Source organism: Chloroflexia bacterium SDU3-3, assembly GCA_009268125.1.
Lineage (GTDB): Bacteria > Chloroflexota > Chloroflexia > Chloroflexales > Roseiflexaceae > SDU3-3.
Genome location: WBOU01000003.1, coordinates 111,386 through 136,314 on the forward strand (window position 1 = coordinate 111,386; position 24,929 = coordinate 136,314).

Annotated in this window: 19 protein-coding genes and 2 tRNA genes; 13 read left to right on the top strand and 8 right to left on the bottom strand. The window is 67.7% G+C overall.

The window, feature by feature from the left end; all coding sequences use genetic code 11:
• Positions 1-3: 3 nt before the first annotated feature.
• Positions 4-1,851, top strand: coding sequence for a sensor histidine kinase (locus F8S13_05665; protein KAB8144363.1), 1,848 nt, complete (start codon positions 4-6; stop codon positions 1,849-1,851).
• Positions 1,852-1,911: 60 nt separating this feature from the next.
• The gene (locus F8S13_05670) at positions 1,912-2,547 is read left to right on the top strand and encodes a response regulator transcription factor (GenBank protein ID KAB8144364.1); all 636 of its coding nucleotides are present in this window, start codon (positions 1,912-1,914) and stop codon (positions 2,545-2,547) included.
• Between the two features lie 152 nt (positions 2,548-2,699).
• Here the strand turns inward: F8S13_05670 and F8S13_05675 are convergent.
• The 4 genes from F8S13_05675 to F8S13_05690 all read right to left on the bottom strand — a co-directional run bounded on the left by F8S13_05675 (position 2,700) and on the right by F8S13_05690 (position 4,693).
• Positions 2,700-2,776: transfer RNA gene (locus tag F8S13_05675), tRNA-Val, on the bottom strand.
• 63 nt (positions 2,777-2,839) lie between these two features.
• A tRNA-Val gene (locus F8S13_05680) sits at positions 2,840-2,916 on the bottom strand.
• Positions 2,917-3,036: 120 nt separating this feature from the next.
• Positions 3,037-3,201, bottom strand: coding sequence for a 50S ribosomal protein L33 (rpmG, locus tag F8S13_05685; protein ID KAB8144365.1), 165 nt, complete (start codon positions 3,199-3,201; stop codon positions 3,037-3,039).
• Between the two features lie 223 nt (positions 3,202-3,424).
• The gene (locus F8S13_05690; protein KAB8144366.1) at positions 3,425-4,693 is read right to left on the bottom strand and encodes a glycosyltransferase family 4 protein; all 1,269 of its coding nucleotides are present in this window, start codon (positions 4,691-4,693) and stop codon (positions 3,425-3,427) included.
• A gap of 779 nt (positions 4,694-5,472) precedes the next feature.
• Between F8S13_05690 and F8S13_05695 the strand changes: the two genes are divergently transcribed.
• The 3 genes from F8S13_05695 to F8S13_05705 all read left to right on the top strand — a co-directional run bounded on the left by F8S13_05695 (position 5,473) and on the right by F8S13_05705 (position 8,966).
• Positions 5,473-6,141, top strand: coding sequence for a hypothetical protein (locus F8S13_05695; GenBank protein ID KAB8144367.1), 669 nt, complete (start codon positions 5,473-5,475; stop codon positions 6,139-6,141).
• 270 nt (positions 6,142-6,411) lie between these two features.
• A complete protein-coding gene (locus F8S13_05700) occupies positions 6,412-7,737 on the top strand; it encodes a hypothetical protein (protein ID KAB8144368.1) in 1,326 nt (441 codons plus the stop codon).
• A gap of 71 nt (positions 7,738-7,808) precedes the next feature.
• On the top strand, positions 7,809-8,966 hold the full coding sequence (locus F8S13_05705) for a glycosyltransferase family 9 protein (protein ID KAB8144369.1): 1,158 nt from the start codon (positions 7,809-7,811) through the stop codon (positions 8,964-8,966).
• Here F8S13_05705 and F8S13_05710 read toward each other — a convergent pair whose 3' ends face one another.
• The 4 genes from F8S13_05710 to F8S13_05725 all read right to left on the bottom strand — a co-directional run bounded on the left by F8S13_05710 (position 8,967) and on the right by F8S13_05725 (position 15,591).
• Entirely contained in the window at positions 8,967-9,410 is a 444-nt protein-coding gene (locus tag F8S13_05710; GenBank protein ID KAB8144370.1) for a hypothetical protein, read from the bottom strand.
• Between the two features lie 76 nt (positions 9,411-9,486).
• Entirely contained in the window at positions 9,487-11,370 is a 1,884-nt protein-coding gene (locus F8S13_05715; protein ID KAB8144371.1) for an ABC-F family ATP-binding cassette domain-containing protein, read from the bottom strand.
• 730 nt (positions 11,371-12,100) lie between these two features.
• Complete coding sequence (locus tag F8S13_05720; protein KAB8144372.1) at positions 12,101-12,397, bottom strand: hypothetical protein; 297 nt, start codon at positions 12,395-12,397, stop codon at positions 12,101-12,103.
• Between the two features lie 77 nt (positions 12,398-12,474).
• Positions 12,475-15,591, bottom strand: coding sequence for a glycosyl transferase (locus tag F8S13_05725; protein ID KAB8144676.1), 3,117 nt, complete (start codon positions 15,589-15,591; stop codon positions 12,475-12,477).
• Between the two features lie 351 nt (positions 15,592-15,942).
• Between F8S13_05725 and F8S13_05730 the strand changes: the two genes are divergently transcribed.
• The 8 genes from F8S13_05730 to F8S13_05765 all read left to right on the top strand — a co-directional run bounded on the left by F8S13_05730 (position 15,943) and on the right by F8S13_05765 (position 24,800).
• Complete coding sequence (locus F8S13_05730; protein ID KAB8144373.1) at positions 15,943-17,928, top strand: serine/threonine protein kinase; 1,986 nt, start codon at positions 15,943-15,945, stop codon at positions 17,926-17,928.
• Positions 17,929-17,934: 6 nt separating this feature from the next.
• Positions 17,935-18,237 carry a cysteine methyltransferase gene (locus tag F8S13_05735; GenBank protein KAB8144374.1) on the top strand — a complete coding sequence of 101 codons (303 nt, stop codon included), beginning with the start codon at positions 17,935-17,937 and terminating at the stop codon, positions 18,235-18,237.
• 195 nt (positions 18,238-18,432) lie between these two features.
• Positions 18,433-19,416, top strand: coding sequence for a hypothetical protein (locus tag F8S13_05740; protein KAB8144375.1), 984 nt, complete (start codon positions 18,433-18,435; stop codon positions 19,414-19,416).
• On the top strand, positions 19,413-20,372 hold the full coding sequence (locus tag F8S13_05745; protein KAB8144376.1) for a DUF4129 domain-containing protein: 960 nt from the start codon (positions 19,413-19,415) through the stop codon (positions 20,370-20,372). The genes F8S13_05740 and F8S13_05745 overlap by 4 nt, the downstream gene beginning before the upstream one ends.
• A gap of 3 nt (positions 20,373-20,375) precedes the next feature.
• Positions 20,376-21,536, top strand: coding sequence for a DUF4350 domain-containing protein (locus F8S13_05750; GenBank protein ID KAB8144377.1), 1,161 nt, complete (start codon positions 20,376-20,378; stop codon positions 21,534-21,536).
• Positions 21,537-21,548: 12 nt separating this feature from the next.
• Positions 21,549-22,511 (top strand): hypothetical protein, encoded by a 963-nt coding sequence (locus tag F8S13_05755; GenBank protein KAB8144378.1) that lies wholly within the window; start codon positions 21,549-21,551, stop codon positions 22,509-22,511.
• 2 nt (positions 22,512-22,513) lie between these two features.
• Positions 22,514-23,461 carry a MoxR family ATPase gene (locus tag F8S13_05760; GenBank protein ID KAB8144379.1) on the top strand — a complete coding sequence of 316 codons (948 nt, stop codon included), beginning with the start codon at positions 22,514-22,516 and terminating at the stop codon, positions 23,459-23,461.
• A 28-nt stretch (positions 23,462-23,489) separates the two neighbouring features.
• Positions 23,490-24,800, top strand: a complete 1,311-nt coding sequence (locus tag F8S13_05765) for a DUF58 domain-containing protein (protein KAB8144380.1) — start codon at positions 23,490-23,492, stop codon at positions 24,798-24,800.
• The last annotated feature ends 129 nt before the right edge of the window (positions 24,801-24,929 follow it).

The window sequence follows — 24,929 nt, forward strand, 5'->3', positions numbered from 1 at the left end:
GCCATGAAAGAAGCCATGATGCACCTCGCCAACATTGATGAAGAGCGCGACCGCCGCAGCGCCCTGCTCCTACGCACCCTGCCGCTCTCGCTCATACCCACCATCCTCTGCATTGCCATCGCGCTGTTTATCCGCATGCGGCTCACGCCGATCGACAGCGACGCCATCGCCAACCCCGCGCGGCTTGAGATCAACCTGCTGAGCGTGCTGGCCGTCGTGATCATCCTGGCCTGCTCGCAGGTGATGCTGGTGCGCCTAGGCAGGCCCACGGTCTCGGCCACCATCTTCATCGGCGCGTGGACTCTGGTGACGACCATCCTGACCATCGAGAACGGTATCTCGTCGTTCTGGCCCGCCATGATGCTGCTGCCGATCTGCGCCGCCGGTATTTTGCTGGATGGCCTAGCCAGCACCTTCCTGGCGCTGCTGGCATCCTTCCTGGTGGTCTGCTTCGCCGGCATGGAGCTGCACGGCGCGCCGCTGCACAGCATGATCTACCCGCCCATGCCCGACCGCATGCGCCCGATCTTCGCCGCCAGCTTCTGGGTGGCGATCTTCTGGGTGATCGCCGGGCTGACCGGCATGCTGGCCAGGGGCTTCCGCCACGCCCTGGCCCAGAGCCGCGAGAAGGCCGAGGAGCTGCGCCGCCTGAGCAGCGAGCTAGAGGAGCGCGTGGCCGCCCAGACCGCCGAGCTGGCCCGCCGCGCCGAGCGCGCCGAGGTGCTCTACGAGGTCAGCCGCGCGCTGGCCACCACCCTCGATCTGGCCAAGACGCTCGACCTGATTGCGCGGCGGGCCGCCAAGCTGCTGCGCTTCGATATGGCGCTCATCCTGATGGTGGATGAGGAGGAGCTGCAGCTCTCGATCATCGGCTCGTACAACGCGCCCACCCAGCTGGGCACGATCATCGATATCAAGCGCAGCGACATGATCGCGGTCTGCCACAGCCAGCCCTTCGTCATCCCGATCAAGGAGACCGCCGCGCTCATCCTGCCCATGCACTCCCCCGACGGCAGCCAGGGCTACCTGGCGCTGATCGCCGCCGACGGCAGCGCCGAGCGCAGCCCCGACGACCTAGCCCTGGCCGAGGGGCTGGCCGACCAGGCCGTGATCGCCATCACCAACGCCCAGCTGATCACCCAGCTGCGCGAGAACGCCACGCTGGAGGAGCGCACCCGGCTGGCCCGCGAGATCCACGACACCATCGCCCAGGAGCTGACCGGCATCGTGGTGCAGCTGAGCGCGGCCAAGGGCATCTACGAGAGCGAGCCAGCCAAGGCCGGGCCGCACCTTGAGCTGGCCCGCAAGATGGCCCGCGAGGCCCTGGCCGAGGCCCGCCGCTCGGTGTGGAACCTGCGCACACCCACGCTTGAGCGCGCCACGCTGGCCGAGGCCCTGGCCGCCCTGGCCAGCCAGTCCAGCGGCGAGGCCACACGCATCACCTTCGAGCAGCGCGGCCAGCCGTGGAGCATCCCCTACAGCGCCGAGTCGGCGCTGCTGCGCGTGGCCCAGGAGTCCCTGGCCAACGTGGCCAAGCACGCCCAGGCCAGCGCCGCCCAGATCACGCTCGACTACCGCGACGATGGCCTCTCGCTCTGCATCAGCGACGACGGCGTGGGCATCGACACCCTACGGCACCGCGCGCGGCCCGTGCCCAGCATCAGCGGCGGGTTTGGCATCATCGGCATGCGCGAGCGGCTGGAGGCGCTGGGCGGCAGGCTGGATGTGACCAGCCAGCAGGGCACCCAGGTGCGCGCGTGGCTGCCCCGCCAGGCCCGCCCCAGCCTGATCGAGCCGATGCTGCAGCCCGCCGCGCCAGCGCTGCAGTTGGCCTTCTCAGATCATGTATGATTTTCCTTCGCACCATACCGCAGGCGCAGCCGCGCCCTATCAGAAATAGCAGGTGACTGTGTGATTCGCGTTGTAGTTGTCGATGACCACCCGATCGTCCGCCATGGCCTCGTCTCGCTGCTTGAGCAAAAGCCCGATATCGATCTGGTCGGCGAGGCCGCCGATGGGGCCGAGGCGGTGCAGGTCATCCTGGCCGCCCAGCCCGACGTGGTGCTGCTCGACCTGCGCATGCCGATCATGAGCGGGGTGGATGTGATGCGCCACGCCCGCGAGCACGGCAGCACCGCCCGCTTCCTCGTGCTCACCACCTACGACTCCGACGAGTACATCGGCCCCGCGATCAGCGCGGGCGCGCAGGGCTACCTGCTGAAGGACTCGGAGCCGGACGAGCTGCTGCAGGCCATCCGCTCGCTGGTGCGCGGCGGGGCCGCCCTTGAGTCGAGCATCGCCGCGCGGCTGCTGGAGCGCGTGACCCAGCCGCACGAGGAGGAGAGCCTCTCGGCGCGCGAGCTGGATGTGCTGCGGCTGCTGGTGTCGGGGGCAAGCAACAAGGCGATCGCGGTGCGCCTGATGCTCTCGGAGAACACAGTGCGCTCGCACGTGAGCCACATCCTGCAAAAGCTCAACGCCCAGAGCCGGGGCGAGGCGGTGGCGATCGCGCTGCGGCGCGGGCTGGTGCCGGTGGACCAGGCCTAGCGGCGCGGGGCGCAAAAAAGCACTTGGTCGCCAGAGCGAGACCAAGTGCCGGGGCGGGGGCACGACGCTGCGCCAAGACGAGGGGCGCAGCCAGCAGGCTTTTCAGGTGCGCAAAAAAGGGAGGCAGATTGCTCTACCTCCCCCTATGTGCGTGGTGGGCGATACTGGACTCGAACCAGTGACCTCATCCGTGTGAAGGATGCGCTCTAGCCAACTGAGCTAATCGCCCGCGTATGTGGATGTTGTTGAGGCAAGCGGCGGGGGAGAGTAGGGAACTACTCTCCCCCAGCTGTGGTGGGCGATACTGGACTCGAACCAGTGACCTCATCCGTGTGAAGGATGCGCTCTAGCCAACTGAGCTAATCGCCCGCGCTTTTCAGTTTTCCTGCCCTCACGACGCTGGCGATTTTAGCACAGGTCGCAGATCTTGTCAAACCGGCGCGGCGGGGTGCGCTTGGGCAGCGCTCAGGCGCACCCTACCGCCAAACGTTACTTCGACTCGCGGTACAGCACGTGCCGCCGAACCAGCGGATCGTAGCGCTTCAGCTCAAGGCGGTTCGGATCATTCTTGCGGTTCTTCATGCTGGTGTACATATGACCGCTCTCCGAGCTGCGGAGCTTGATAACGATGCGGTTGCCCTTCTTGCTCGCCATGGTGTCCTCTACTCAATCATTTTTCAGTCAAGAAAATTAGCACTGCCGCTTATTGTAGCAGGGAATGGCGCTTCTGGCAAGTAGCCTCAGTGGCCCATGCGTTCTTGATTCACCGCAGATTTTTTACCACGAAGACGCGAAGGTTGCGCTTCTCTTTGTGTCTTCGTGGTATTCATTTCCGTTTGTTCCTTGGTGTCCTGGTGGTAAAAGCATCGCATAGACCCTAGTGCCGCTCGACCGCCCGCCCTGGCTCGCCTGCGGCTGCCTTGTGGCTGCGGCGGCTGGCGCGCGCGCGGTTGGCGATCGCCGCCTCATACACCGCCTCGATCTCGGGGCCGGCGCGGTCGCTGGAGAGGTCGTGCACCGCTTTCTGGCGGCCCAGCGCGCCCAGCCGCCCGGCCCGCTCGGGGTCGGCCAGGGCCTGCGCGATCTTGTCGGCCAGATCATCCACGCTGCCGAAGCGGGCGTAGATGCCCAGATCGCCCAGGTACTCGCGGCTCACCGGCGTGTCGAAGGTGACGACCGGCAGTCCCATGGCCATGTAGTTAGGGATCTTGCCGCTGCCCTCGGTCTCGCTCATCTTGGGGGCCACGGCCACATCGCCCAGCGACAGGTAGGCGTGGGCATCGCGGTACAGGATGCGCCCCGGCAGCGTCACGTGGTCGGCCAGCCCCAGCGACTCGGCCAGCGCGCGGTAGCGATCCACCCCTGGGTAGCCCATGATCAGGAAGTGCGTGTCGGGCTGGCGCTGGATGATCTGCTGGGCCGCCTCCATCAGCGCATCGATGCCCTGGTAGGGGGCCAGCACGCCCAGGTAGACCACCACCTTGCGGCCCTCGGGGATGCCCAGCACGGCCCGCAGGTAGCGCCGCTCGCTGTCCCAGGCCGCGCTGCCGTCGGACGGGCGGAAGCGGTCGGTGTTGATGCCGTCGATCACGGTGTAGAGCCGCTCCTCGGGGAAGCCGAAGTCGCGGCGCAGCAGCTCGGCGGCGTTGTGGCTGGATGTGATCAGGGCGTCGGCCTGGCGGTTGATCCAGCGCTCCAGGTGCCAGAGCGGCTGGTAGGCCATGCCGCGCTTGCTCTTCAGAAAGCCGTGGTCGAGCATCTCGGATGTGAGGCTGCCCTGGAAGTCGAAGACCATAGGCAGGCCGGTGATCCGCCGCAGCGCAGCGCCGATCAGCGCGCCCTCGTGGATGTGGGCGTGAATGATGGTGGGCCGCACGCGCAGCGCCACATCCAGCGCGCGGTACGAGAGCGCCATGTCGAGGTAGATCTTGTGGCGCGACGAGCCGACCATGGCGCGCTTGATCCAGGGCACATCCCACGAGCGGTGGATCTCCAGCCCCGGCATATCGTCGCCGTTATGGTAGGTTGTCAGCACCACCCTGTGCCCACGCTTCTGCAGCGCCTGCGCCTCCTGCCAGATCCGTATATGGTTCCCGTAGTCGGCGAAGAAGCTGGTTGGGGCGATCATGAGAATGGTGTGCACCACGGCGACCTTCTTTGTTAGAGCTGTCTGGATGGCCCGATTGTACCGCGTGGCGGTGCGCACCGCAATCACGCCGGGCTTCGTTTCTGCTGATACTGCGCTGACGCTATTCTACACGCATTATGGCGGCGCTTGGTCGGCGGCTAGCCCCAATTCTCTGGCACATATCATCGCACAGCCTCGGGGCAGCGAGCGGCCCACCGCAGCATAGGGTCTATGCGGTCTCGACAGCGCGCCAATGCTTTTACCACCAAGACCAAGGAACAAAGGGAGCCACTACCCACGAAGGCTCGAAAATGCGAAAAACGGGGTAGAGTCTTCACGCCTCATATGGTGTCACTGTTTTGAAGTGTTTCCCATCAGCGATGGCAGTGGTACGTGTTCGGTGGGTGCGTGCCCTGCGCGGGCAGCGCCGAGGGGCCTGCCCCTAGGAACCCCGCCAGGGGGCATCGCCCCCTTGGAACCCCCAATGTGAGGCGTTCCGATGCTGAACGCTGGCGGCTGATGTTCATGCATATGGCCATCAAAACACCAGCAGCACCTTCGCCGCATGGGCAAGGTGGATGAGATCCCCGATCTCGCGTGCCGTGCATGGCCATGCAGGCTTGATGGAGCGCTTTACCGCATTCCGATACCCTTCCCACAAACGTGACACCTGCTAAAGTCTTCGCGCCTTGGTGGTAAAAAATCTCCGGTGAATCAAGAACACATAGGCTCTGCGCCGCAGCGCGCGGGCGAAGCGGGTATAATGCCCGCATCCGCACAGCACCAGGTACACACCAATGCCAACCGACCCACGAACCCGCGATGAGCTGATCGAGGCGCTGCCTGAGCGCGGCTGCCCGATCTGCGCCCTTGTGGAGCGCGCCGAGCGCAAGGCCATCGACCACTTCCTCTACGATCAGGTGAACGACATCCGCCTGCGCGACCAGCTGCGCGCCAGCCGGGGCTACTGCCTGCACCACACCGCCATGCTCTCCCAGGGCCGCAGCGCGCTGGGCATCGCCATCGTCAGCCGCGACATCCTGCGGGCCATGACCGCCGAGCTAGAGGCGGGGGCGGCGGGTGGCTGGCCATGGCAGCGTGGCGGCGCGGCGCTGGCCGGGCGCGTGGGGCCGCACGCGGACTGCCCTATGTGCACCCTCCGCCCGCAGATCGAGGAGCCGCTGCTGCTGGGGCTGCTGCAGAACCTCGACGACCCCAGCTTCCACCAGGCCTTCGCGCAGGGCGACGGGATGTGCCGCAGCCACCTGGCCCAGGCCCTGCGCATGGCCAGCCCCGCCCAGGCCAGCGCCCTGGCCCAGGTGGCCGCCCAGCAGTGGCGGCGCGCCGAGGCCGCGCTGGATGAGTTCATCCGCAAGCACGACTACCGCTTCAACGACGAGTCGATGGACGAGGAGCGCGATATCTGGCTGCGCGCGCTTCAGCTAAGCAGCGGCTGGCGCGCCTAGCTGGGGAAACCAATTTTCTAAGAGGGCAAAAAAACCGTTTACCACGAAGGCACGAAGCGAACGATTGGGAAGCCTTCGTCTTTCTGCCCCTGGTATCTTCGCATCTTCGTGGTAAAAAACTGCTGGCTGCCCAGAACGCGCAACGCCTGCGTGCCTAGCGGCAGGCATAGCCAGCCGGGCCGCGTGTGCTATAATGCAGCCCATCGCACCCGCATCATCTACGCGCCAACTGACGGCGCGTTTTGTTCGCTATAGAAAGGACGCTCCCCGATGACCGCTCCCGCACAGGTGGTCCAGCTCACCTGCCCCAACTGCGGCTCGCCCCTGCGCGCCCAGATCATCACGTTCGTCGACGCCACCCAGCAGCCGCAGCTCAAGAGCTACCTGCTCTCGGGGCAGATGAACGCCGCGCCCTGCGCCACCTGCGGCAACGTGGCCATGATCGCCGCCCCGCTAATCTACCACGACGCCGAGAAGCAGCTGTTCCTCGTGTTCTTCCCGCAGCAGGTCAACGCCCGCCCCGAGGAGCAGGAGCGCTTCATCGGCGAGGCCACCTCGTTCCTGATGCGCAGCCTGCCCGCCGACCTGCCCAAGGGCTACATCCTCTCACCCAAGCGCTTCCTCACGCTCAACTCGCTGATCGAGGCCGTGCTTGAGGCCGACGGCATCACCAAGGAGATGATCGACCGCCAGCGCAGCCAGATCGACCTGATCAGCCAGCTGGCCGAGAGCTACGACCAGAACCCCGAGGGCTTCGACGCGCTGGTCGAGTCGCGCAAGGCCGATATCGACGATGCGATCTTCACCATGCTGGATGCCTTCGTGGCCTCGGCGCGGCAGAGCGGGCGCGAGGAGTCGATCGCTATGCTCACCGGCCTGCGCGACCGCCTGGCCGATCTGGTGGGCTACGAGGGGCCTGCGGGCGAGGAGGGGGCCGAGGACGACGTGGACATGGCCGCTGTGGTCGACCGCATGGTGTCCGTGGAGGATGAGGAGCTGGAGCAGGCGATCGTCGAGCTGCGCCCGGCCATCGACTACGAGTTCTTTGAGCTGCTGACCGAGCGGATCGACGCCGCCGCCCAGGCGGGCGAGGCCGACGAGGCTGCGCGCCTGACCGTGCGGCGCGACACCATCCTGGCCACCGTCGAGCGCATGGACCGCGAGGCCCGCGAGCTGTTCGACGCGGGCGCGCAGCTGCTGCGCGAGACCATGGCCTCGCCCGACAGCGAGGCCACACTGCGCGAGAACGCCAGCAAGATCAACGATGCCTTCTTGCTGGTGCTGGAGGCCAACCAGGCCGCCGCCGCCCGCGCGGGCGAGGCCGCGATCGCCGAGCAGCTGAACACCATCCGCAACCAGGCGCTGGCCATCCTGGAAGAGTCGCTGCCGCCCGAGGAGCGCTTCATCAACCAGCTGCTCAACGCCGAGACGCCGCAGGACGCCACCAAGCTGCTGCGGTCCAATCTGGCCATGATCAACACGCCGCTGGTGCGCCGCATGAACGAGATGGCCGACGAGCTTGAGAAGGGCGGCCAGCCCGAGGTCGGCGCGCGGCTGCGCCAGCTGGCCCGCGAGGCCGGGGCCATGCTGTTCTAGCCGCTGTAGAAGCCCTGCGCTGGGCGCGGCCACGTGCCGCGCCCAGCGCCCGCACCCACACAGACACCCACATGCGCTTTCTCCGCCTGATGCTGCTGCACGCGCTCGCGCTGGTGGCGCGACGCCTCGCCCGCCGCCCGTCCGACGATCCCGCCCACATCCTCTTCATCAAGCCCGACCACCTCGGCGACGTGCTGCTGGCCACCCCGGCGCTGGCCGCGCTGCGCGCGCGCTACCCCGACGCGCGGATCACGGCCCTGGTCGGCCCCTGGTCGCGGCCCATGCTGGAGCGCAGCCCCCACATCGACACGTTGCAGACATGCCCCTTCCCCGGGTTCGAGCGCGAGCGGGCGCAGCGCGGGCCGCTGGCGCGGCTGCTGTGGCCCTATGCCGTGCTGCTGCGCCAGGCCGCGCTGCTGCGCGCCGCCCGCTACGACATCGCGATCGTGGCGCGCGACGACCACTGGTGGGGCGCGGCGCTGGCGCTGCTGGCGGGCGTGCCGCGGCGCGTGGGCTTCGCCACCCCCGAGTGCGCCCCGCTGCTCACCGACGCGCTGCCCTGGAACCCCGCCGAGCACGTGACGCGGCAGGCCCTAGCGCTGGTGGGCCACCTGCGCCCGCCCGCCCCCGGCGAGATGCTGATGCGCACGCTGTTTCGCCCCGCCCCGCAGGACATAGCCTGGGCCGACGCGTGGCTGGCCGCGCGCCTAGGCCAGCGGCGGCTGGTGATCATCCAGCCCGGCACGGGCGGCGCGGCTAAGCACTGGCTCGATGAGCGCTGGGCCGAGGTGGGCGATGCGCTTGCGGAGGATGACGGGCTGCTGCTGGTGATGGCGGGTGGCCCCGGCGAGGAGGAGCGGGCCGGGCGGATCATGGGGGCGATGCGGCAGATGCCGCTGGACCTGGTGGGGAAGACCAGCCTGGGCCAACTGGCGGCGCTGATGGCGCGGGCCGCGCTGGTGCTGGGGGTGGACAGCGGGCCGCTGCACCTGGCGGCGGCGGCGGGCGCGCCCACGGTGCAGATCTACGGCCCCGGCAACGAGCGGCGCTTTGGCCCGTGGGGGCACCCTGGCCGCCACACCGTGCTGCGCGCCGAGCTGTGGTGCAGGCCCTGCGGCGTGCTGGACGCCTGCCCGCGCGGTCTGGCCACGCCCGAGTGCATGGCCAAGGTGCCCGCGCGGCAGCTGCTGGCGGCAGCCGCCAGCAGCCTCGCGCGGGAGACGCGGTAGCTAGGTGCCCTCCATGGGGGCGGGCGGGGCGGCGTCGGGGTTATCGATCTGCTGCCGCGCCTGCTTCATCAGCTGCTCCAGGCGTGCGTTGACGATCTCCTGCCACTCGGCGGCCTCGCTGTCCTCCAGCGCGCCGCCGCCATACTTCAGCTCCATGGCCATATCCCAGCCGCGCTTCAGGGCGAAGCGCTCAAGCCCATCCTGGCGCTCGGGCGACCAGCGCGTGATAAAGCGCTGGAATGCGCGCATCAGCACATTCGAGCCATCCGGGTTCAGCGAGGGCAGGGCAAACCACTCGTGATCGTCGTGTGTGGCATCGTGGTTCTTGGCCGATGTCATAAAGATCAGGCCGCATGTGCGGCAGTATCGGTACTCGCCCGCCCCATCAAACACCCCAGGGTTCCCGGCGATAGCACCAATGAGCATACGATCAGTAACAGGCATACGTGCACATCCTACCCATGTTCAAACTTCTTTGTAGCATAGCATATATTCCACAAAAAGGTAGCGCTGCCTTACGCTAGCCCTCGGCGCGCTCGGCCAGCGCGGCCCAGCGCTCGAAGGCGGCCTCTAGCTCGTGGGCGCTGCGCTCTAGCTCGGAAGAGAGCCTGGTCAGCTCGGCGTGGCCGGGCGCGGCGGCCAGCGCGGCCTGGATCTGCTCCTGCTCAGCCTCTAGCTGCGGGATGCGCTCCTCCAGCTCCTTCAGCTCGCGCTGCTCCTTGAAGCTCAGGCGGCGCGACTTGGCGGCGGGGGCCTGGGCGGCCTGGGCAGGCTTAGGCGTGGGCTTGGCCTGCGCGGCCTCGGCCTCGCGGGCGGCGCGGCGGGCCTCGTAGGCGCTGTAGCCGCCCGGGTACTCGTTCACCGCGCCCTGCTCGAAGACCAGCAGCCGCTCCGCGGTGCGGTCGAGGAAGTAGCGGTCGTGCGAGACGGTGATCAGCGCGCCCGCAAACTCATCCAGGTAGTCCTCTAGCACCGAGAGGGTCTGGATGTCGAGGTCGTTCGTCGGCTCGTCGAGCAGCAGCACGTTGGGGGCCTCGATCAGCTTGCGCAGCAGGTAGAGCCGCCGCCGCTCGCCGCCGGAAAGCTTACCGATCAGCGAGTAGTGCGTGTTGGGCGGGAACAGGAAGCGCTGGAGCATCTGCGAGGCGGTGATCAGCGCGCCCTCGCCGGTGCGCTGCAGCTCGGCCCCCTCCTTCACATAGTCGATCACGCGCTGGCTGGGGTCCAGCCCGGCGCTCTCCTGGTCGTAGTAGACCATGTGCACGGTCTCGCCCACCTCCACCGCGCCCGCGTCCGGCTCCAGCCGCCCCGCGATCATGTTCAGCAGGGTGGTCTTGCCCTGGCCGTTCGGCCCGACAATGCCGATGCGGTCGCGCCGCCCCACGCTCAGGCTGAGGTCGCGGATGAGCGCGCGCCCGCCCATGGCCTTGCTGATCTGCTTCACCTCGATCACGCGCTTGCCCAGCCGCCGCGACTCGACCGAGATCTCTAGCTCGCCACGCTGGGGGTCGCGCTCCACCGCCTGCATGTCGGCGATGCGGTCGATGCGGGCCTGCTGCTTGGTGGTGCGGGCCTGCGCGCCCTGCCGCAGCCAGGCGATCTCCTTGCGCAGGATGGTCTGGCGGCGGGCCTCCTCGGAGGCCTGGGCCACAGCGCGGGCCTCCTTCATCTCAAGGAAGCGGGCGTAGTTGCCGGGGTAGCTATAGAGCTTGCCCATGTCCACCTCGACGATCCGGTTGACCACGCGCTCCAGAAAGTAGCGGTCGTGGGTGACCAGCAGCAGCGCGAAGGTGGCGCGGGAGAGGAAGCCCTCCAGCCAGGCGATGGTCTCGGTGTCGATATGGTTGGTCGGCTCATCGAGGATGAGCAGGTCGGCGGGCGAGATCAGGGTCTGGGCCATGGCCACGCGGCGGCGCTGCCCGCCGGAGAGCGTGCCCACCGGCGCGCTCAGGTCGGCGATGCCCAGCTTGGAGAGGATGGTGCGGGCGTCCTGCTCGATCTGCCACGCGCCCGCCGCATCCATGCGGCCCACCAGGTCGGCCACGCGCTGCTGCAGCGCGGCGTCGGCGGGGCTGGCGGCCAGGGCGGCGCTGGCCTGCTCGTAGGCGCGCAGCACCTGCATGGCCTCGCTATCGCCCTGGAAGATCTGCTCCAGCGCGGTGCGCTCGGGGTCCATCACGGGGTTCTGGGGCAGGTAGGCCACCCGCATGTCGCGGGCCACGCTCACGCGGCCCGTGTCGGGCTGCTCGACGCGGGCCGCGATGCGCAGCAGTGTGGTCTTGCCGCTGCCGTTGACGCCCACCAGGCCCACGCGCTCGCCCTGCGCGACGCCCAGGTCGATGCCGCGCAGCAGCGGTCGCTCGTCAAACTGTTTGGTTATGGCTTCGAGTGTAAGGATGGTCATGGCTTTCTTTCTTGGCTATTGTACCGCCATTGTACACAGGCTGCCACCTGCGTCAATCGGCGGATAGCGAGAACGCATACCACGAAGACCCGAAAGCACGAAGGGCCGGGCTGGGCTGTTTAACCACCAACACACCAAGGGAACACAGGGGTTCCAGAGAGACCCTATCCCTCAACAGGGGTCTTTGTACCTCAGCGCTGGGCTATTCCCCTGGAGCGATGGCGGTGGCGCGTGTTCGGTGGATGGATGCCCTGCACGGGCGGCGCCGAGGGGCCAGCCCCTTGACCACCCCAATGTAAGGCGTTCCGATCCTGTTTTCCTGGTAGCTAGTATTCGTGCATATGGCCATCAAAACACAATCGGCACCTTCGCCACATGGGTCGGGTGGGTAAGGTTGGCAATTCTGCGTGCCGTGCACGGCTTGGCACGCCATCGCTTATTATTTGCCACATCCGCCCTGCGTGAGAACCCATGTGAGGAGCAAAGCCCTCACATGGGGCACTTTTCACAGGCGTTCCCAGGTCTTTTTGGAAACCAAGCATGATCGGCTGCCGATGATCTCGCATCGCGGTCATCGCCCCCGGCCCGATAGCCGCAATACCCCGCATGGGGCGATGCCGTCGCAGGCGAACCTCCCGTCGCCAGCAGCGCCAACCGATCAAGCTCGTGTGTGCACCGCACGAAAGCACCAAGGGCGAACATTCGTGAGTATGTCTTTTGTTTCTGCTGGCTATGTATTCTTCGCGGCCATTCTCTTGTTCTTCGACCTCTTTCTGCTCTCTTCCTGCCCTTCCGTCACCCCTTCGCGGCCTGCCGCCATCCCTTCGCCGCCTTCCATCACCCCTTCGCGGCCTGCTGCCATCCCTTCGCGCTCTTCCGTCACTCCTTCGCGCTCTTCCGTCACCCCTTCGCGCCCTGCTGCCATCCCTTCCTGCCCTTCCGTCACCCCTTCGCGCCCTGCCGCCATCCCTTCGCCGCCTTCCGTCACTCCTTCGCGGCCTGCCGCCATCCCTTCGCCGCCTTCCATCACCCCTTCGCGCCCTGCTGCCGCACGCAAAAAACGCCCAAGGACCATGCGGCCCTTGGGCGTCGGGGTAGAGTGCGCTAGGGCTGCGGCGGCCCTGGCACCTCGGGCTGGGGCGCGCCGCCGTCGGCGGGGGGCTGCGGGCCGCCCTCGACGGGAAGCTGCGGCAGCGCGCCGCCGTCGGCGGGGGCGGGCGTGGGCGCGGGCTGGCCGCCCTCGACGGGAGCAGGTGTGGGCTGGCCACCGTCGGCAGGCGCAGGCGTGGGCGCGGGCTGGCCGCCATCGGCGGGCAGCGGCGTGGATGTCACCGAGCCGGGCGGGCCAGCGCCCACGGGCGTCTCGGTCGGGCCTGCCGGGGCCGCATCATCCGGCGCACGCACGCCCAGGATGATGAACTCGTCGGGCTGCACCCAGGTGTTGGCGGCGGGCATCGAGCTGACCACCGCGTAGGCCGGGAACTTGTCGTAGTCGTCGGGGATCTGGCTGCGATCCTGGTACTGCACGAAGATCATGCCGGTGTTGAAGCCCAGCGCGGCCAGCTTCTCCTTGGCCTGATTCTCGCCGAACCCGCGCAGGTCGGGCATGCGCACCGAGCCAGGCGGCGCGACCGAGTAGATCATATCGGATGTGCAGTCGGGGATGGAGCCAGCGCCCACCGCGCCGCCCGCGCTGCCGCCCTGCCAGACATACTGGACCTTCTCGTCCTTGCTGGGCTTGGGGGTCTTCCAGACCGTGATCGTGGTGATCATGTCGCCGGGCACGTTCACACCATCGACCACGCGGCAGTAGTTGGCGCTAGATTTCTCCTCGGTCTCACCGGCATCATTCACCACCTGGGTGGTGGTCTGGCCCAGCTTAGCGACCGTCATCTTGGCGAAGGAGTTGCAGCCGAACTGATCCGCCAGGATATCGTCCTCGGGCGAGGAGGTGGCGGTGGTGGCGGGCGTGCCGAAGAACATGCCGTCGCCTGCAGTGGCGGTGGCGGCGGCGCTGGTGCGCTTCTTGAGCATATCGGGCGAGAACAGCTCCTCGCCGTAGTAGTTGAACGGGCCGGGCAGCTTGCAGATCTGCTTGCGCACGATGTCGCTGGGCAGCGTAAAGCTGGTGGGCAGCTTGCCGCCATAGGGTGCGGCCAGCTCCTGCTGGAAGCGGGCATCGGCGAAGATCGCCTCCATCACATCGTGCCAGATCGCGCCGCCGCTGGTCACGCTCTCGACCTTGGCGGTCGGCTCGTTGTTGTTGTTGCCCGTCCACACGCCCACAGTGACATAGGGCGTGAAGCCCACGGCCCAGGCGTCGCGCCAATCGTTGGTGGTGCCGGTCTTCACGGCGGCGGGGCGCGAGAGCCTGAGCTTGCTCTGGGTGGTGAATACCGGGGCGCGCGCGGCGTTGTCGGCCAGCATGTCGGTGATGATCGCCACGTGGTCGGGGTTCAGCACCTGCTCGCCAGCGGTGGGCGGCGTGGCCACCTTCTCGGGGTCGAAGCTCTCCACGCTCTGGGCCGCCGTGGGCGTGAACTGCTCTAGCACCTCGCCGCGCGAGTTGACCACCTTGAGCACGGCCACCGGCGGGTAGTAGTGGCCCTGCGAGGCCAGGGTGTTGTAGGCCGTGGTCAGGTCGAGCGGCGTCACCTCGCCGCCGCCCAGGGTGAGCGAGAGGCCGTAGAAGCCCTCGCCGCGCTGCAGGCCGGTGATGCCCGCGCGGTGCAGCAGATCGAGGGTATGATCCAGCCCTGCGAACTTGAGCGCCTTGACGGCGGGCATGTTCAGCGAGTTGGCCAGGGCGGTGCGGGTGCGCAGCGGGCCGTTCCAGCGCCCGTTGTAGTTCTCGGGGGCGTAGGCATCTAGCCCGCCCAGAAACTCGGTGGGCACATCCCACCACACTGTGGCTGGGGTCGCGCCCTTCTCCATGGCCGAGAGATAGGTGAAGGGCTTGAGGGCCGAGCCGGGCTGGCGCTCGCGGGTGGCCACGTTCACCTGGCCATCCAGCACATTGCCGGTCTGGCCCCGGGTGGTGGAAGCCTTGGTGGCGTTATAGTCGATGCTGCCGACCATGGCCAGCACCTGCCCGGTGTTGGGCTGCATCACCACCACGGCGGCGTTGTGGATGTTGCGCTCGGCCAGCTCCTGGATGCGGTCCTTGGCCTTCTCCTGCACCATGTGCTGCATGTTCAGATCGAGCGAGGTGTAGATCGACAGGCCCTCGTTGGCGAACTGCTGGCCGTACTTCTCCTCCAGCAGCTTGCGCACCCAGAACACGAAGTGCGGCGCGTTGAGCGGCGTCTCCTGCTTGGTGAACCGCAGGTCGTCGGCGATTGCGGCGCGGCCCACCTCTTTGGTCACATAGCCCTCATCCACCATCTGGCTAAGCACAGCGATCTGGCGGCGCTTGGGCGGGGTCAGGCCGCCGGGCAGCGCGTAGTCATCCTCGTACCAGTTGGCCCCCAGCGTTACGCCGGGCAGGGTGTCGCCATTTTCCAAGAAGCCGTTGGTCACCGGGTCGTAGGCGCTGGGCAGCTGGCCTAGGCCAGCCAGCAGCGAGGCCTGGGCCAGCGAGAGATCCTTGGCATGCACGCCGAAGTAGCTCTCGGATGCGGCCTCGATACCGTAGGAGAGGTTGCCGTAGTAGATCTCGTTCAGGTACAGCTCCATGATCTCGTCTTTGCTGTACTGCTTGGTCAGCTCCTGGGCGAGGATCACCTCTTTCACCTTGCGCCAGTACTGGTTCTCCTCGTTGCGCTCCACATCGGTCAGCACGGCGCGCTTGACCAGCTGCTGGGTGATCGACGAGCCGCCGCCCGCGATCTCGCCCGAGGTCATATTTTTGTAGAAGGCGTAGAGGATGCCGCGCACATCGAAGCCAGCGTTCTTGTAGAACGTCTTGTCCTCGATCGCGATCGTGGCGTTGATCAGCAGGGGCGAGATCTCGGGGAGCGACACGTGGGTGCGCTTGCCCGCGCCGAGGAACTCGTAGAGCAGGGTGCCGTTGCGATCATAGATGCGCGAGGTCTCGAAGGTGTCGCGGGTGCTCAGCGCGGCCAGCCGGGGCTTCAGCGAGCTGGCCAGCGAGGCGTAGCTGCTATAGGCGAACACCGTGCCAACCACGGCCAGCGCCACCGCCAGCACCACAAAGGCCATGAGCACCCTGCCGATGATGGCCAGGATGCCGCTGCGCCGCACCGGTGCCGCGCCGATCATGCTGGGCACCAGCTTGCGCCTGCGCTGCACCAGCGTGCGGCGGAACTGTCTATCACGAGAAGAATAACGCGCCATAGTGTCGTTTAATATCACATCTAGTATCGGAACCACAGGGCAGCTGGCCGCGTCTGAAGAGCAGGTAGCTGCGCGCGCATTGTACCATGCCCCGCCGTGGGCTTGGTGTTGCCCACCTGATGGGAATGTGATATAACAAACGCCGTTGATACCACATATGCGCCGATACCGACCATCCTGCCCCTGGAGCAACAACCGGGCCGCCGACCAGCCGCAGCCCACCTGGCGCAGCTGTGGCCGCCGCGCCCGCCAGCATTGCCGAGAGCTTGCCATATTATGAGAGCAGATGACCTTCAAGGCCGACAGATCGGGCGGTACCAGATCACCGGCGTGCTGGGGCGAGGCGGCATGGCCTCGGTCTACAGCGCGACCGACAGCATCCTCCAGCGTGAGATCGCGCTGAAGGTGCTCTACCCGCAGTACCTAAACGACGAGGACCAGATCGCCCGATTCAAGCGCGAGGCCGTGGTGGCGGCGGGGCTGGACCACCCCAACATCGTGCAGATCTATGACATCGGCGAAGACCAGGGCTCTGTGTTTATCGCCATGCAGCGGCTGGCCGGGCGGGCCTTCTCGGATGTGCTGCGCGAGCGCGGCAGGATGCCGCCCGGCGAGCTGGCCCCGATCATCGACCAGATCGCCTCGGCGCTGGGCTACGCGCACGCGCGCGGCATCATCCACCGCGACATCAAGCCCGCCAACATCCTGATCGACGAGCACGGGCGGGCGGTGCTGACCGACTTCGGCATCGCCAAGCTGCTGGACACGCCGGGCATGACCCGCACCAGCGTGATGGTGGGCACGCCCGACTATATGGCCCCCGAGCAGATCGGCACCCAGCCGATCGATGGCCGCGCCGACATCTACGCCATGGGCATCATGATCTTCCGCGCGCTCACCGGCCACCGCCCCTTCGAGGGAGGCACCGACGAGGTGCTGCTGGGCCACCTGAACGGCAGCATCCCGCCTGTGCGCAGCTACGTGCCCGAGCTGCCGCCGGAGATCGATCATGTCATCCGCATGGCCACGGCGCGCAGGCCCGAGCAGCGCTACCAGCACGCGGGCGATCTGGCCGCCGACCTGCGGGCTGCCGCGCAGCTGCCGCCCGCGCTGGGCGTGGCCATGGCCCAGGCCGCCCAGCATGCCGCGCCCGCCGACATCCCCACGGCGGTGGGCCTAGTGCGCCCGCCGCCCGCCGCGCAGCCCCAGCGCACCCACCAGAGCACCACGCGCACCGCGCCGCCCGCCGCATTCGAGCGCGGCGCGCTGGCCACGCACATGCAGCCCATGCCGATCACCGGCGCGCGGCGAGAGGCGCCGCCCCCACCGCCCCAGCGCCGCAGCCCACTGTGGGCGGTGGGGGCCGTGGCGCTGCTGGCCATGGCCACCGGCGGCGGCTATATGGCCGCCAACATCCTGGGCAAGGGTAATACCTCGCAGGCATCGGTGGCACAGCCGCCCACAGCGGCCAGCGCCGCCAGCGCCGCCACGCCCACGAATCTGCCCACCAGCGCGCCCAGCGTGGCCCCAGTGCTGGTGGCCACCGCTGCCGCGCCCAGCGCCACGCCCGAGGTGGCGGCAGCGCCCACGGTGGCCCCCACCGAGGTGCCTGCCACGCCCACCAGAAGGCCCGCCGCAACCAAGCTGCCCGCCACGCCCGCGCCGCCCACGCCCACCCAGCTGCTGCCCACCGCGGTGACGCCGCCCGCCACAGCCACGCCGCCCACGCCCAGCGCCACACCAGCGCCCAGCGCCACGCCCACGCCTAGCACCACAGCGGTGCCGGTGATCAACGGCTTCGGCGCGATCTACGCCGACGAGCGCATCCAGAAGCGGCTGGGCGCAGCGCAAGCGCCGGAGACCGGCAACCTGGGGGCCGAGCAGCCCTTCGAGCACGGCAGCATGATCTGGACAGGAGATAAGGTCAAAGATCGCTTTGTGGCGTATGTGTTCCTGGATGACGGTCGCTGGATCGGGTTTATCGATACCGAGGTGACCGGCCCCGACGAGGCGCCGACCGACCTCACGCCTGAGGGCAAGGTGCGCCCAGTCAGCACCTTTGGCAAAATCTGGGACACCCACGCCGAGATCCGCGATCAGCTGGGGTGGGGAACCAAGGCCGAGTACAACACCGACGCCGCATTCCAGGGCTTCGAGCACGGCAGCATGCTCTACTCGGAAAAAGGGCTGGGCAAGGGGCCATCGATCTACGTGCTGTACGACAATGGGAAATACGAGCGGCTGGCCGACCCGACGAAATAACATACCATGAGCCGATACGACGTCATCTATACTATCGTGTGCAGCATCCCAACGGGACGAGTATGCACCTATGGGCGGATCGCCGCCGCCAGCGCCGCCCCGCGCGGGGCCAGGGGCGTGGGCAGCGCGCTCGCGGCGCTCGGCCCCGAGCAGGCCCTCGCCATCCCGTGGTGGCGCGTGGTCAACGCCGCAGGCCAGATCAGCAACCTGGCCCACGCCGACGCCCAGCGCGCCCTGCTGGAGAGCGAGGGCGTACGGGTCTCGCCCAGCGGTACGATCGACCTCGCCACCTTTCTCTGGGAGCCATAGCGCGCTAGGGTCTATGCGTCCTCGTTCGGCAGAACGTTTTACCACCAAGACGCCAAGGAACACAAGACCCTATATACCACGAAGGCGCAAAAGGGCATCAGACCGAACGCAGAGGCCCTGTAGCGCGACGCAGGCCTTGCCGACCCCATGGTGTGGCTGCTATAATGGCCGCACACCTGCCCAGCTGGAGCACCCATGACCACAACACCAACGCTGCGCCCGATGACCATCACCGAGATCCTCGACGGCGCATTCCGCATCTACCGCAAGCACGTCCTCACCTTTATTGGCATCGCTGCGCTGCTACAGGTACCGATGATCATCCTGTATAGCGTGTTTATGCTCACCATCTACAAGGGCGCGATGACAGATCTGATGTCGTTCACGACCAAGACTCCGACTATCGCGCCCGGCACGAACCCGCTGAGTTTCTTCCCAACGGTGTCGTATTTCACTATGCTCGGCTTTGGTCTGCTGCTCGGCCTGCTCCAGGGCCTGATCATCCACAACCTGATCAGCGGGGCCCTGGCGCGCGCCATCGCCAGCAGCTACATCGGCGAGCCGATGGGCATCTTAGAGGCCTATCGCATCGGCTGGAAGCGCTTCTTCTCGCTGATCGCGGCATCGATACTGCCCTCGACCATCAGCTTTATCCTGCTGATGCTGGTCGGCGGCGTCCTGGGGCTGATCATCATGCTGGGGGTGATGGGGAACAACAGCAGCAACACCTCGATCGGCCTGATCATCCTTGGGGTGGTGCTTGCGGGCCTGTTCATGATCGCGGCCTTCGTCGTCTCGATCATCGTCTACATCCGCTTCATGCTTTCCACCCAGGCGGTGATGCTAGAGGACGCGGGGCCGATCGTTGCGCTCCGCCGCAGCTGGAATCTCACCAAGGGCGGTTTCTGGCGCGCCGTTGGGCTGGTGACGATCATGGGCATTATCATCTACTTCGTCGCAGGCATCCCCGGCGCGGCCTTGAACATGGCCATCCAGCTGGCCATCCGCGACCCCGAGACGGTCATCATGTGGAGCACGCTCGGCTCGGTGCTGAACCAGCTCGGCCTGATCATCGCCATGCCGCTGCAGTTCGCCACCTACACGCTGCTCTACTACGATCAGCGCGTGCGCAAAGAGGCCTTCGACCTTGAGCTGAAGATTCAGCAGGCCGCGCTATGACGCCGGGCCAGCATCTGCCACGCCGAACCCTGTGGGCCGCGCTGCTGGCGCTGCTGGTGGCGCTGGCGCTGCCGCTGGGCGCGCGCGCCCAGCAGGAGCCGCCCACGCTCGACCAGTACCTGGCCCTGCTGCGGCAGGCCTCGGCGGCGGCGCAGCGCAGCGATCGGCTGGCGCTAGAGGAGATCGCCGCCCAGCTGGATGCCACCGGCCAGGTGCGCCTGCCCGATGGCACGCTGGCCAGGGCCGACAACCGCTGGCTGTCGCAGGCCATCCAGCCAGCCGACCCCGACTTCGACACCATCGCCGAGCAGGTGGGCGCGATCATCAACGCCATCACCCTGCCGCAGAGCGCCGCCCCCGCCGATGCCATGGCGCGGCTGCGCGCGATCTTGGAAAAGCCGCCCTTCTCCGAGGCCCAGCGTGGCCGCAGCTGGTTCGAGCAGCTGCTCGACTGGCTGGGGCAGCTGCTCGACCGGCTGCTGCGCAGCGGCGGCGGCAGCGTCACCGCTGGCGGCGACATGGCGGGGCGCGTGATCGTGGCCATCGGCGTGATCATCCTGGTGGCGGTGGTCATCTACCTGCTGCTCTACCTGCGCCGCCAGATCGTGCGCGAGACCGCCGCCAAGGATGCCGACCCCGAGTCGAACCTGACGGCGCGCACCGCCATGGATCAGGCCAGCAGCATGGCGCGCGGCGGCGACCACCGCACCGCCATGCGCTACCTCTACCTCTCGGCGCTGCTGTGGCTGGATGAGCGCGGCCTGCTGCGCTACGACCGCGCGCTCACCAACCGCGAGTATCTCGACCGCGCCAGCGCCAACCCGGCCCTGCGCGGGCGGCTCGCGCCGATCGTCGAGACCTTCGACATGGTGTGGTATGGGCACACGCCGCTGGATGATAGCGATTTCGCCGCCTATAAGCAGCAGATCGAAGCGCTGCGCTCCGAGCTTTCCTAACACATGAAGAATCGACGCGACATCTTTATTCTGGTCGGGCTGTTCGTCATCCTGATCATCTTTCTGGCGCTCAGCCCTCGGCTGCTGCCGCCCGAGGTCGACCCCTCGGTGCCGACCACCCGCTCGACCGAGGCCGAGGGCGCGCAGGCGCTCTACCGCTGGCTGGGCGACATGGGCTACGCGCCGCAGCGGCTGGAGTACCGCGCCTTCAGCCTGGCCAGCGAGGACGACGCGCTGATCATCCTCAACCCCAGCGAGCCGATCAGCGAGGACGAGGCCGACACCGCGCTGGCCTGGGTCGAGCGCGGCGGCACGCTGGTGCTGGCCGACGACACGGCCAGCAGCTTCGGGCCGCAGAACGCCCTGCTGGAGCAGCTGGATGTGAGCTTCGAGGTCTACACCAGCACCAACGCGCTCAGCACATCCATCACCCAGGCCCAGCCGCGCCAGCCCGCCCTGGTGCAGCCCGCCTTCCCGCAGGCCAACGCCAACACATCGCGCATGGTGGTGGCCCCCGACCGCGCCGACGCCGTGACGCTGCTGGGCACCGATGATGCGCCGCTGATCGTTGGGCTGAAGTACGAGCGCGGCTACATCTACCTGAGCGCGGCCACCTACCCCTTCACCAACGAGGGCCTGCGCTCGCCCGGCAACGGCGAGCTGGTGCTGAACATGCTGCGCCGTGTGCCTGCGGGCGGCAGCGTGCTGTTCGACGAGTACCACCTGGGCTACTTCGAGCCGCCCTCGCCCGCCGCGCTGACCATCGGCAGCCCGCTGGGCATCGCCATGGCCTACGCCATCCTGGCCACCGCGCTCTACCTCATCCTGGGCGGGCGGCGCTTCGGGCGGCCCGTGCCCACCAAGGCCGAGCTGGCCCGCCGCACCAGCGCCGAGTATGTGCACAGCATCGCCGACCTGCTGCAGCGCGGCCAGAAGCGCGAGTATATCGCGGCGCACTTCCACACCAGGGCGCGGCGCAGGCTGGCCCGCCGCTTCGGGCTGAACCCCAACCAGGACGACGCCGCGCTGGCCCGCGAGATCGCCCAGGCCCAGTCCACCGACGAGGCCGCGCTGGCCGGGCTGCTGGGCAGCCTGCGCGCCGCCAAGACCGACGACGCGCTCATCCACGCCCTGCGCCAGGCCGACGAGGCCGAGCGCCGCTAGAGGAACACCCGCATGCACGAACGGCTTCGCCCAACCCTCGCCCTGCTCGACCAGGGGCTGGCGCTCTACCGCCGCCACTTCACCAGCTTCCTGCTGGTGGCCGCCGTGTGGTTCGTGCCCACGGCCATCCTGGTGGGCCTAGGCGTGGCGCTGATCACTAGGGTCGAGGTGCTGCCCATGTTCGGGCTGATCATCCTCGGCGTGCTGCTGCTGCTGGTGCTGCTGATCTACCTGATGGGAGTGCTCTCGCGGGCAGCCAACCTGGCGCTGGATGACCAGCCCATCCGTCTGCGCGAGGTGTTCCGCATCCCGCCGCTGCACCTGCTGGGCATGGCGATCTTCAGCATGATCTACACGATCCTGTCGCAGATCGCCATGAGCATCTTCAGCACGCTGCTGGCCTGCCCGCTGTACATGATCTTCCTGCTGGTGGCGGCGGTCTTCGGCAGCTCCTTCAACTCATCCTCGGGCCTGGGCGCGACCGGCGGGATGGTGTTCGGCGTGCTTATGGTCGTGCTGGTGGCGGCGCTGTACATGGTCGGCATCTTCATGAGCGGGGCTTCGCTAGGCGGCATGATCTACGGCCTGCAGGCCTGGGCCTACGGCTACCGCTCGCTGGGCATGGCCATCCAGAACGGCATCAACATGATCGCCTATCGCTTCATCAAGAATGTGGGGATCTGGGGCTGCGCGGCGATCGTGATGCTGGGCGCGGGCACGGCGATAACCACCCTGCTCACGATCGTGCTGCCCATCCCCGTGGCGATGCTGCTGGGCGAGGATAGCATCCTCACCAACTCGCTGGTCGCCGCCACCTGGCTGATGGGCTCGCTGCTGGTGCTGCCGCCCATGCCGATCTGGATGGCGCTGCTCTACCGCAGCAACCTTACCCTGCGCGAGGGCGCAGATCTTCAGGGCCGAGTCGATACGTGGTGGCGGCAGATCCAGACCACCGCCCAGCCACTGGAAGGATAACCATGACTGTTCAGGATATGACCAACGCCATCCGCGCCGAGGCCGCCAAGGTGCTGGTGGGGCAAGAGGATGTGTTCACCCAGCTGCTGATCGCGCTGCTGAGCGGCGGCCACGTGCTGCTGGAGGGCGTGCCCGGCACCGCCAAGACGCTGATGGCCAAGACGCTGGCCTCGCTCATCCAGGCCGAGTTCAAGCGCGTGCAGTTCACCCCCGACCTGATGCCCTCCGATGTGATCGGCACCCAGGTCTTCGAGATCGGCAGCGCCGAGTTCCGCCTGCGCAAGGGGCCGATCTTCACCCAGGTGCTGCTGGGCGACGAGATTAACCGCGCCCCGGCCAAGACCCAGAGCGCCCTGCTGGAGGCTATGGAGGAGCGCCAGGTGACGATCGAGGGCCAGCGCATGCCGCTGCCCGCGCCGTTCTTCGTGCTGGCCACCCAGAACCCGGTGGAGTACGAGGGCACCTACCCGCTGCCCGAGGCCCAGCTCGACCGCTTCCTGTTCAAGGTGCTGATCGACTACGCCCCGCAGGATGTGGAGATCGAAGTGCTGCGCCGCTACCACCACGGCTTCGACGCCCGCCACATCGAGCGCGCCGCGCTGCAGCCCGTGGTGACGCCCGAGGGCCTGGCCGAGGCCCAGCGCGAGATCGCCGCCGTGCAGGTGGATGAGGGCATCCTCAAGTATATCACCGACATCGCCCAGGCCAGCCGCAAGAGCCTCGACCTGCTGCTGGGTGGCTCGCCGCGCGCCTCGATCAGCCTGCTGCTGGCCGCCAAGGCCTGGGCCGCCATGCAGGGCCGCGCCTTCGTGGTGCCCGACGACGTGAAGTTCCTGGTGCGCCCGGTCTACCGCCACCGCGTGATCCTCAAGCCCGAGGCCGAGATCGAGGGCCTGAACGCCGACACCGCCATGGCCCGCGTGCTGGCCAGGGTCGAGGTGCCGCGATGAGCGCGCCCGCCGCGCGGGGGGCGCGCCCATGATCCCCACGCTGCGCCTGCTGCTGCTGCTGCTGATCGGCTCGGTGCTGGTGGCCGGGTCGGCCATGGTGCCCGCCCTGGTCTGGCTGGCCATCCTCTACGTGCTGCTGATCGCGGCCTTTGTGGTGGTGGATTATGTCGTGTCGACCAAGCCGCAGGATCTGGAGATCGAGCGGATCAACGACACCAAGCTGTCGATCGGGGCCGAGAATGGCATCACGCTGCTGGTCTCCAGCCGCGCCCAGCGCAGCGTCCGCTTCCAGCTGCGCGACGAGTACCCGCACCAGTTCGCCAGCGACGCGCTGATCCTGCGCGGCGAGGTGCGCCCGTTCGAGGTCTGCGAGCTGCGCTACCGGCTCACCCCCGACCAGCGCGGCGACTATAGCTTCGGCGACACCAACATCCGCTACCCCAGCCTGCTGGGCACCTTCGTGCGGCAGCACCGCTACGCCACCGCCGCGCCTGTGAAGGTCTACCCCAACGTGCTGGATGTGCGCACCTACGACCTGCTGGCCCGCAAGGGCATGCTGTTCGAGCTGGGGCTGCGCAACGCGCGGGTCTACGGCAGCGGCACCGAGTTCGAGCGCCTGCGCGAGTACACCAGCGACGACGAGTTCCGCCGCATCAACTGGCGGGCCACGGCGCGGCGCGGCAAGCCCATCGCCGCCGAGTACGAGACCGAGCGCAGCCAGTATGTGATGAGCGTGATCGACTCGGGGCGGCTCATGCGCTCGCCCATCGGCGACCTGGCCAAGCTGGACTACGCGATCAACGCGGCGCTGCTGCTCTCCTACGTGGCCGGGCTGAAGGGCGACCACACCGGCCTGCTGACCTTCGCCGACGACGTGCGCGACTACCTCGCGCCCAAGCGCGGCAAGGCCCAGTTCCAGCGCATGCTGGAGACGCTCTACAACGTGCAGTTCGAGCCGGTGGAGGCCGACTACGCCCAGGCGCTGGCCTACCTGTCGCTGAAGCAGAAGCGCCGCTCGCTGATCATCCTGTTCACCGACATTGTGACGCTGGACGCGGCCAAGCCGCTGATCACGCACATGGCGCGGCTGGCCCAGCGCCACCTGCCGCTGTGCGTGGTGCTCTCCGACCCGCACATCAGCGCCATGGCCGGGCAGCCCGCCGATAGCTCGACCCAGATCTACCAGCGCGCCGTGGCCGAGCTGCTGCTGGACGAGCGCCAGGTGGTGCTGGACACGCTGAATAGCCACGGGGTGCTAACCCTGGACGTGCCCGCCGACAAGCTGAGCATCGCGCTGATCAACAAGTACCTAGAGCTGAAGGGGCGCGGGGCGATCTAGCGGGGGGGAGAAGGCGGGCGCGGCGGGCGGGCGCGTGGCCCGCCCGCCTTGGTGTGGGAAGGTGTGGCGAGGGCGTTGTGGCTGCTGGAGCAGCTATGAGCGACTCAGCCGTCGCAAGCTACGCTCCAA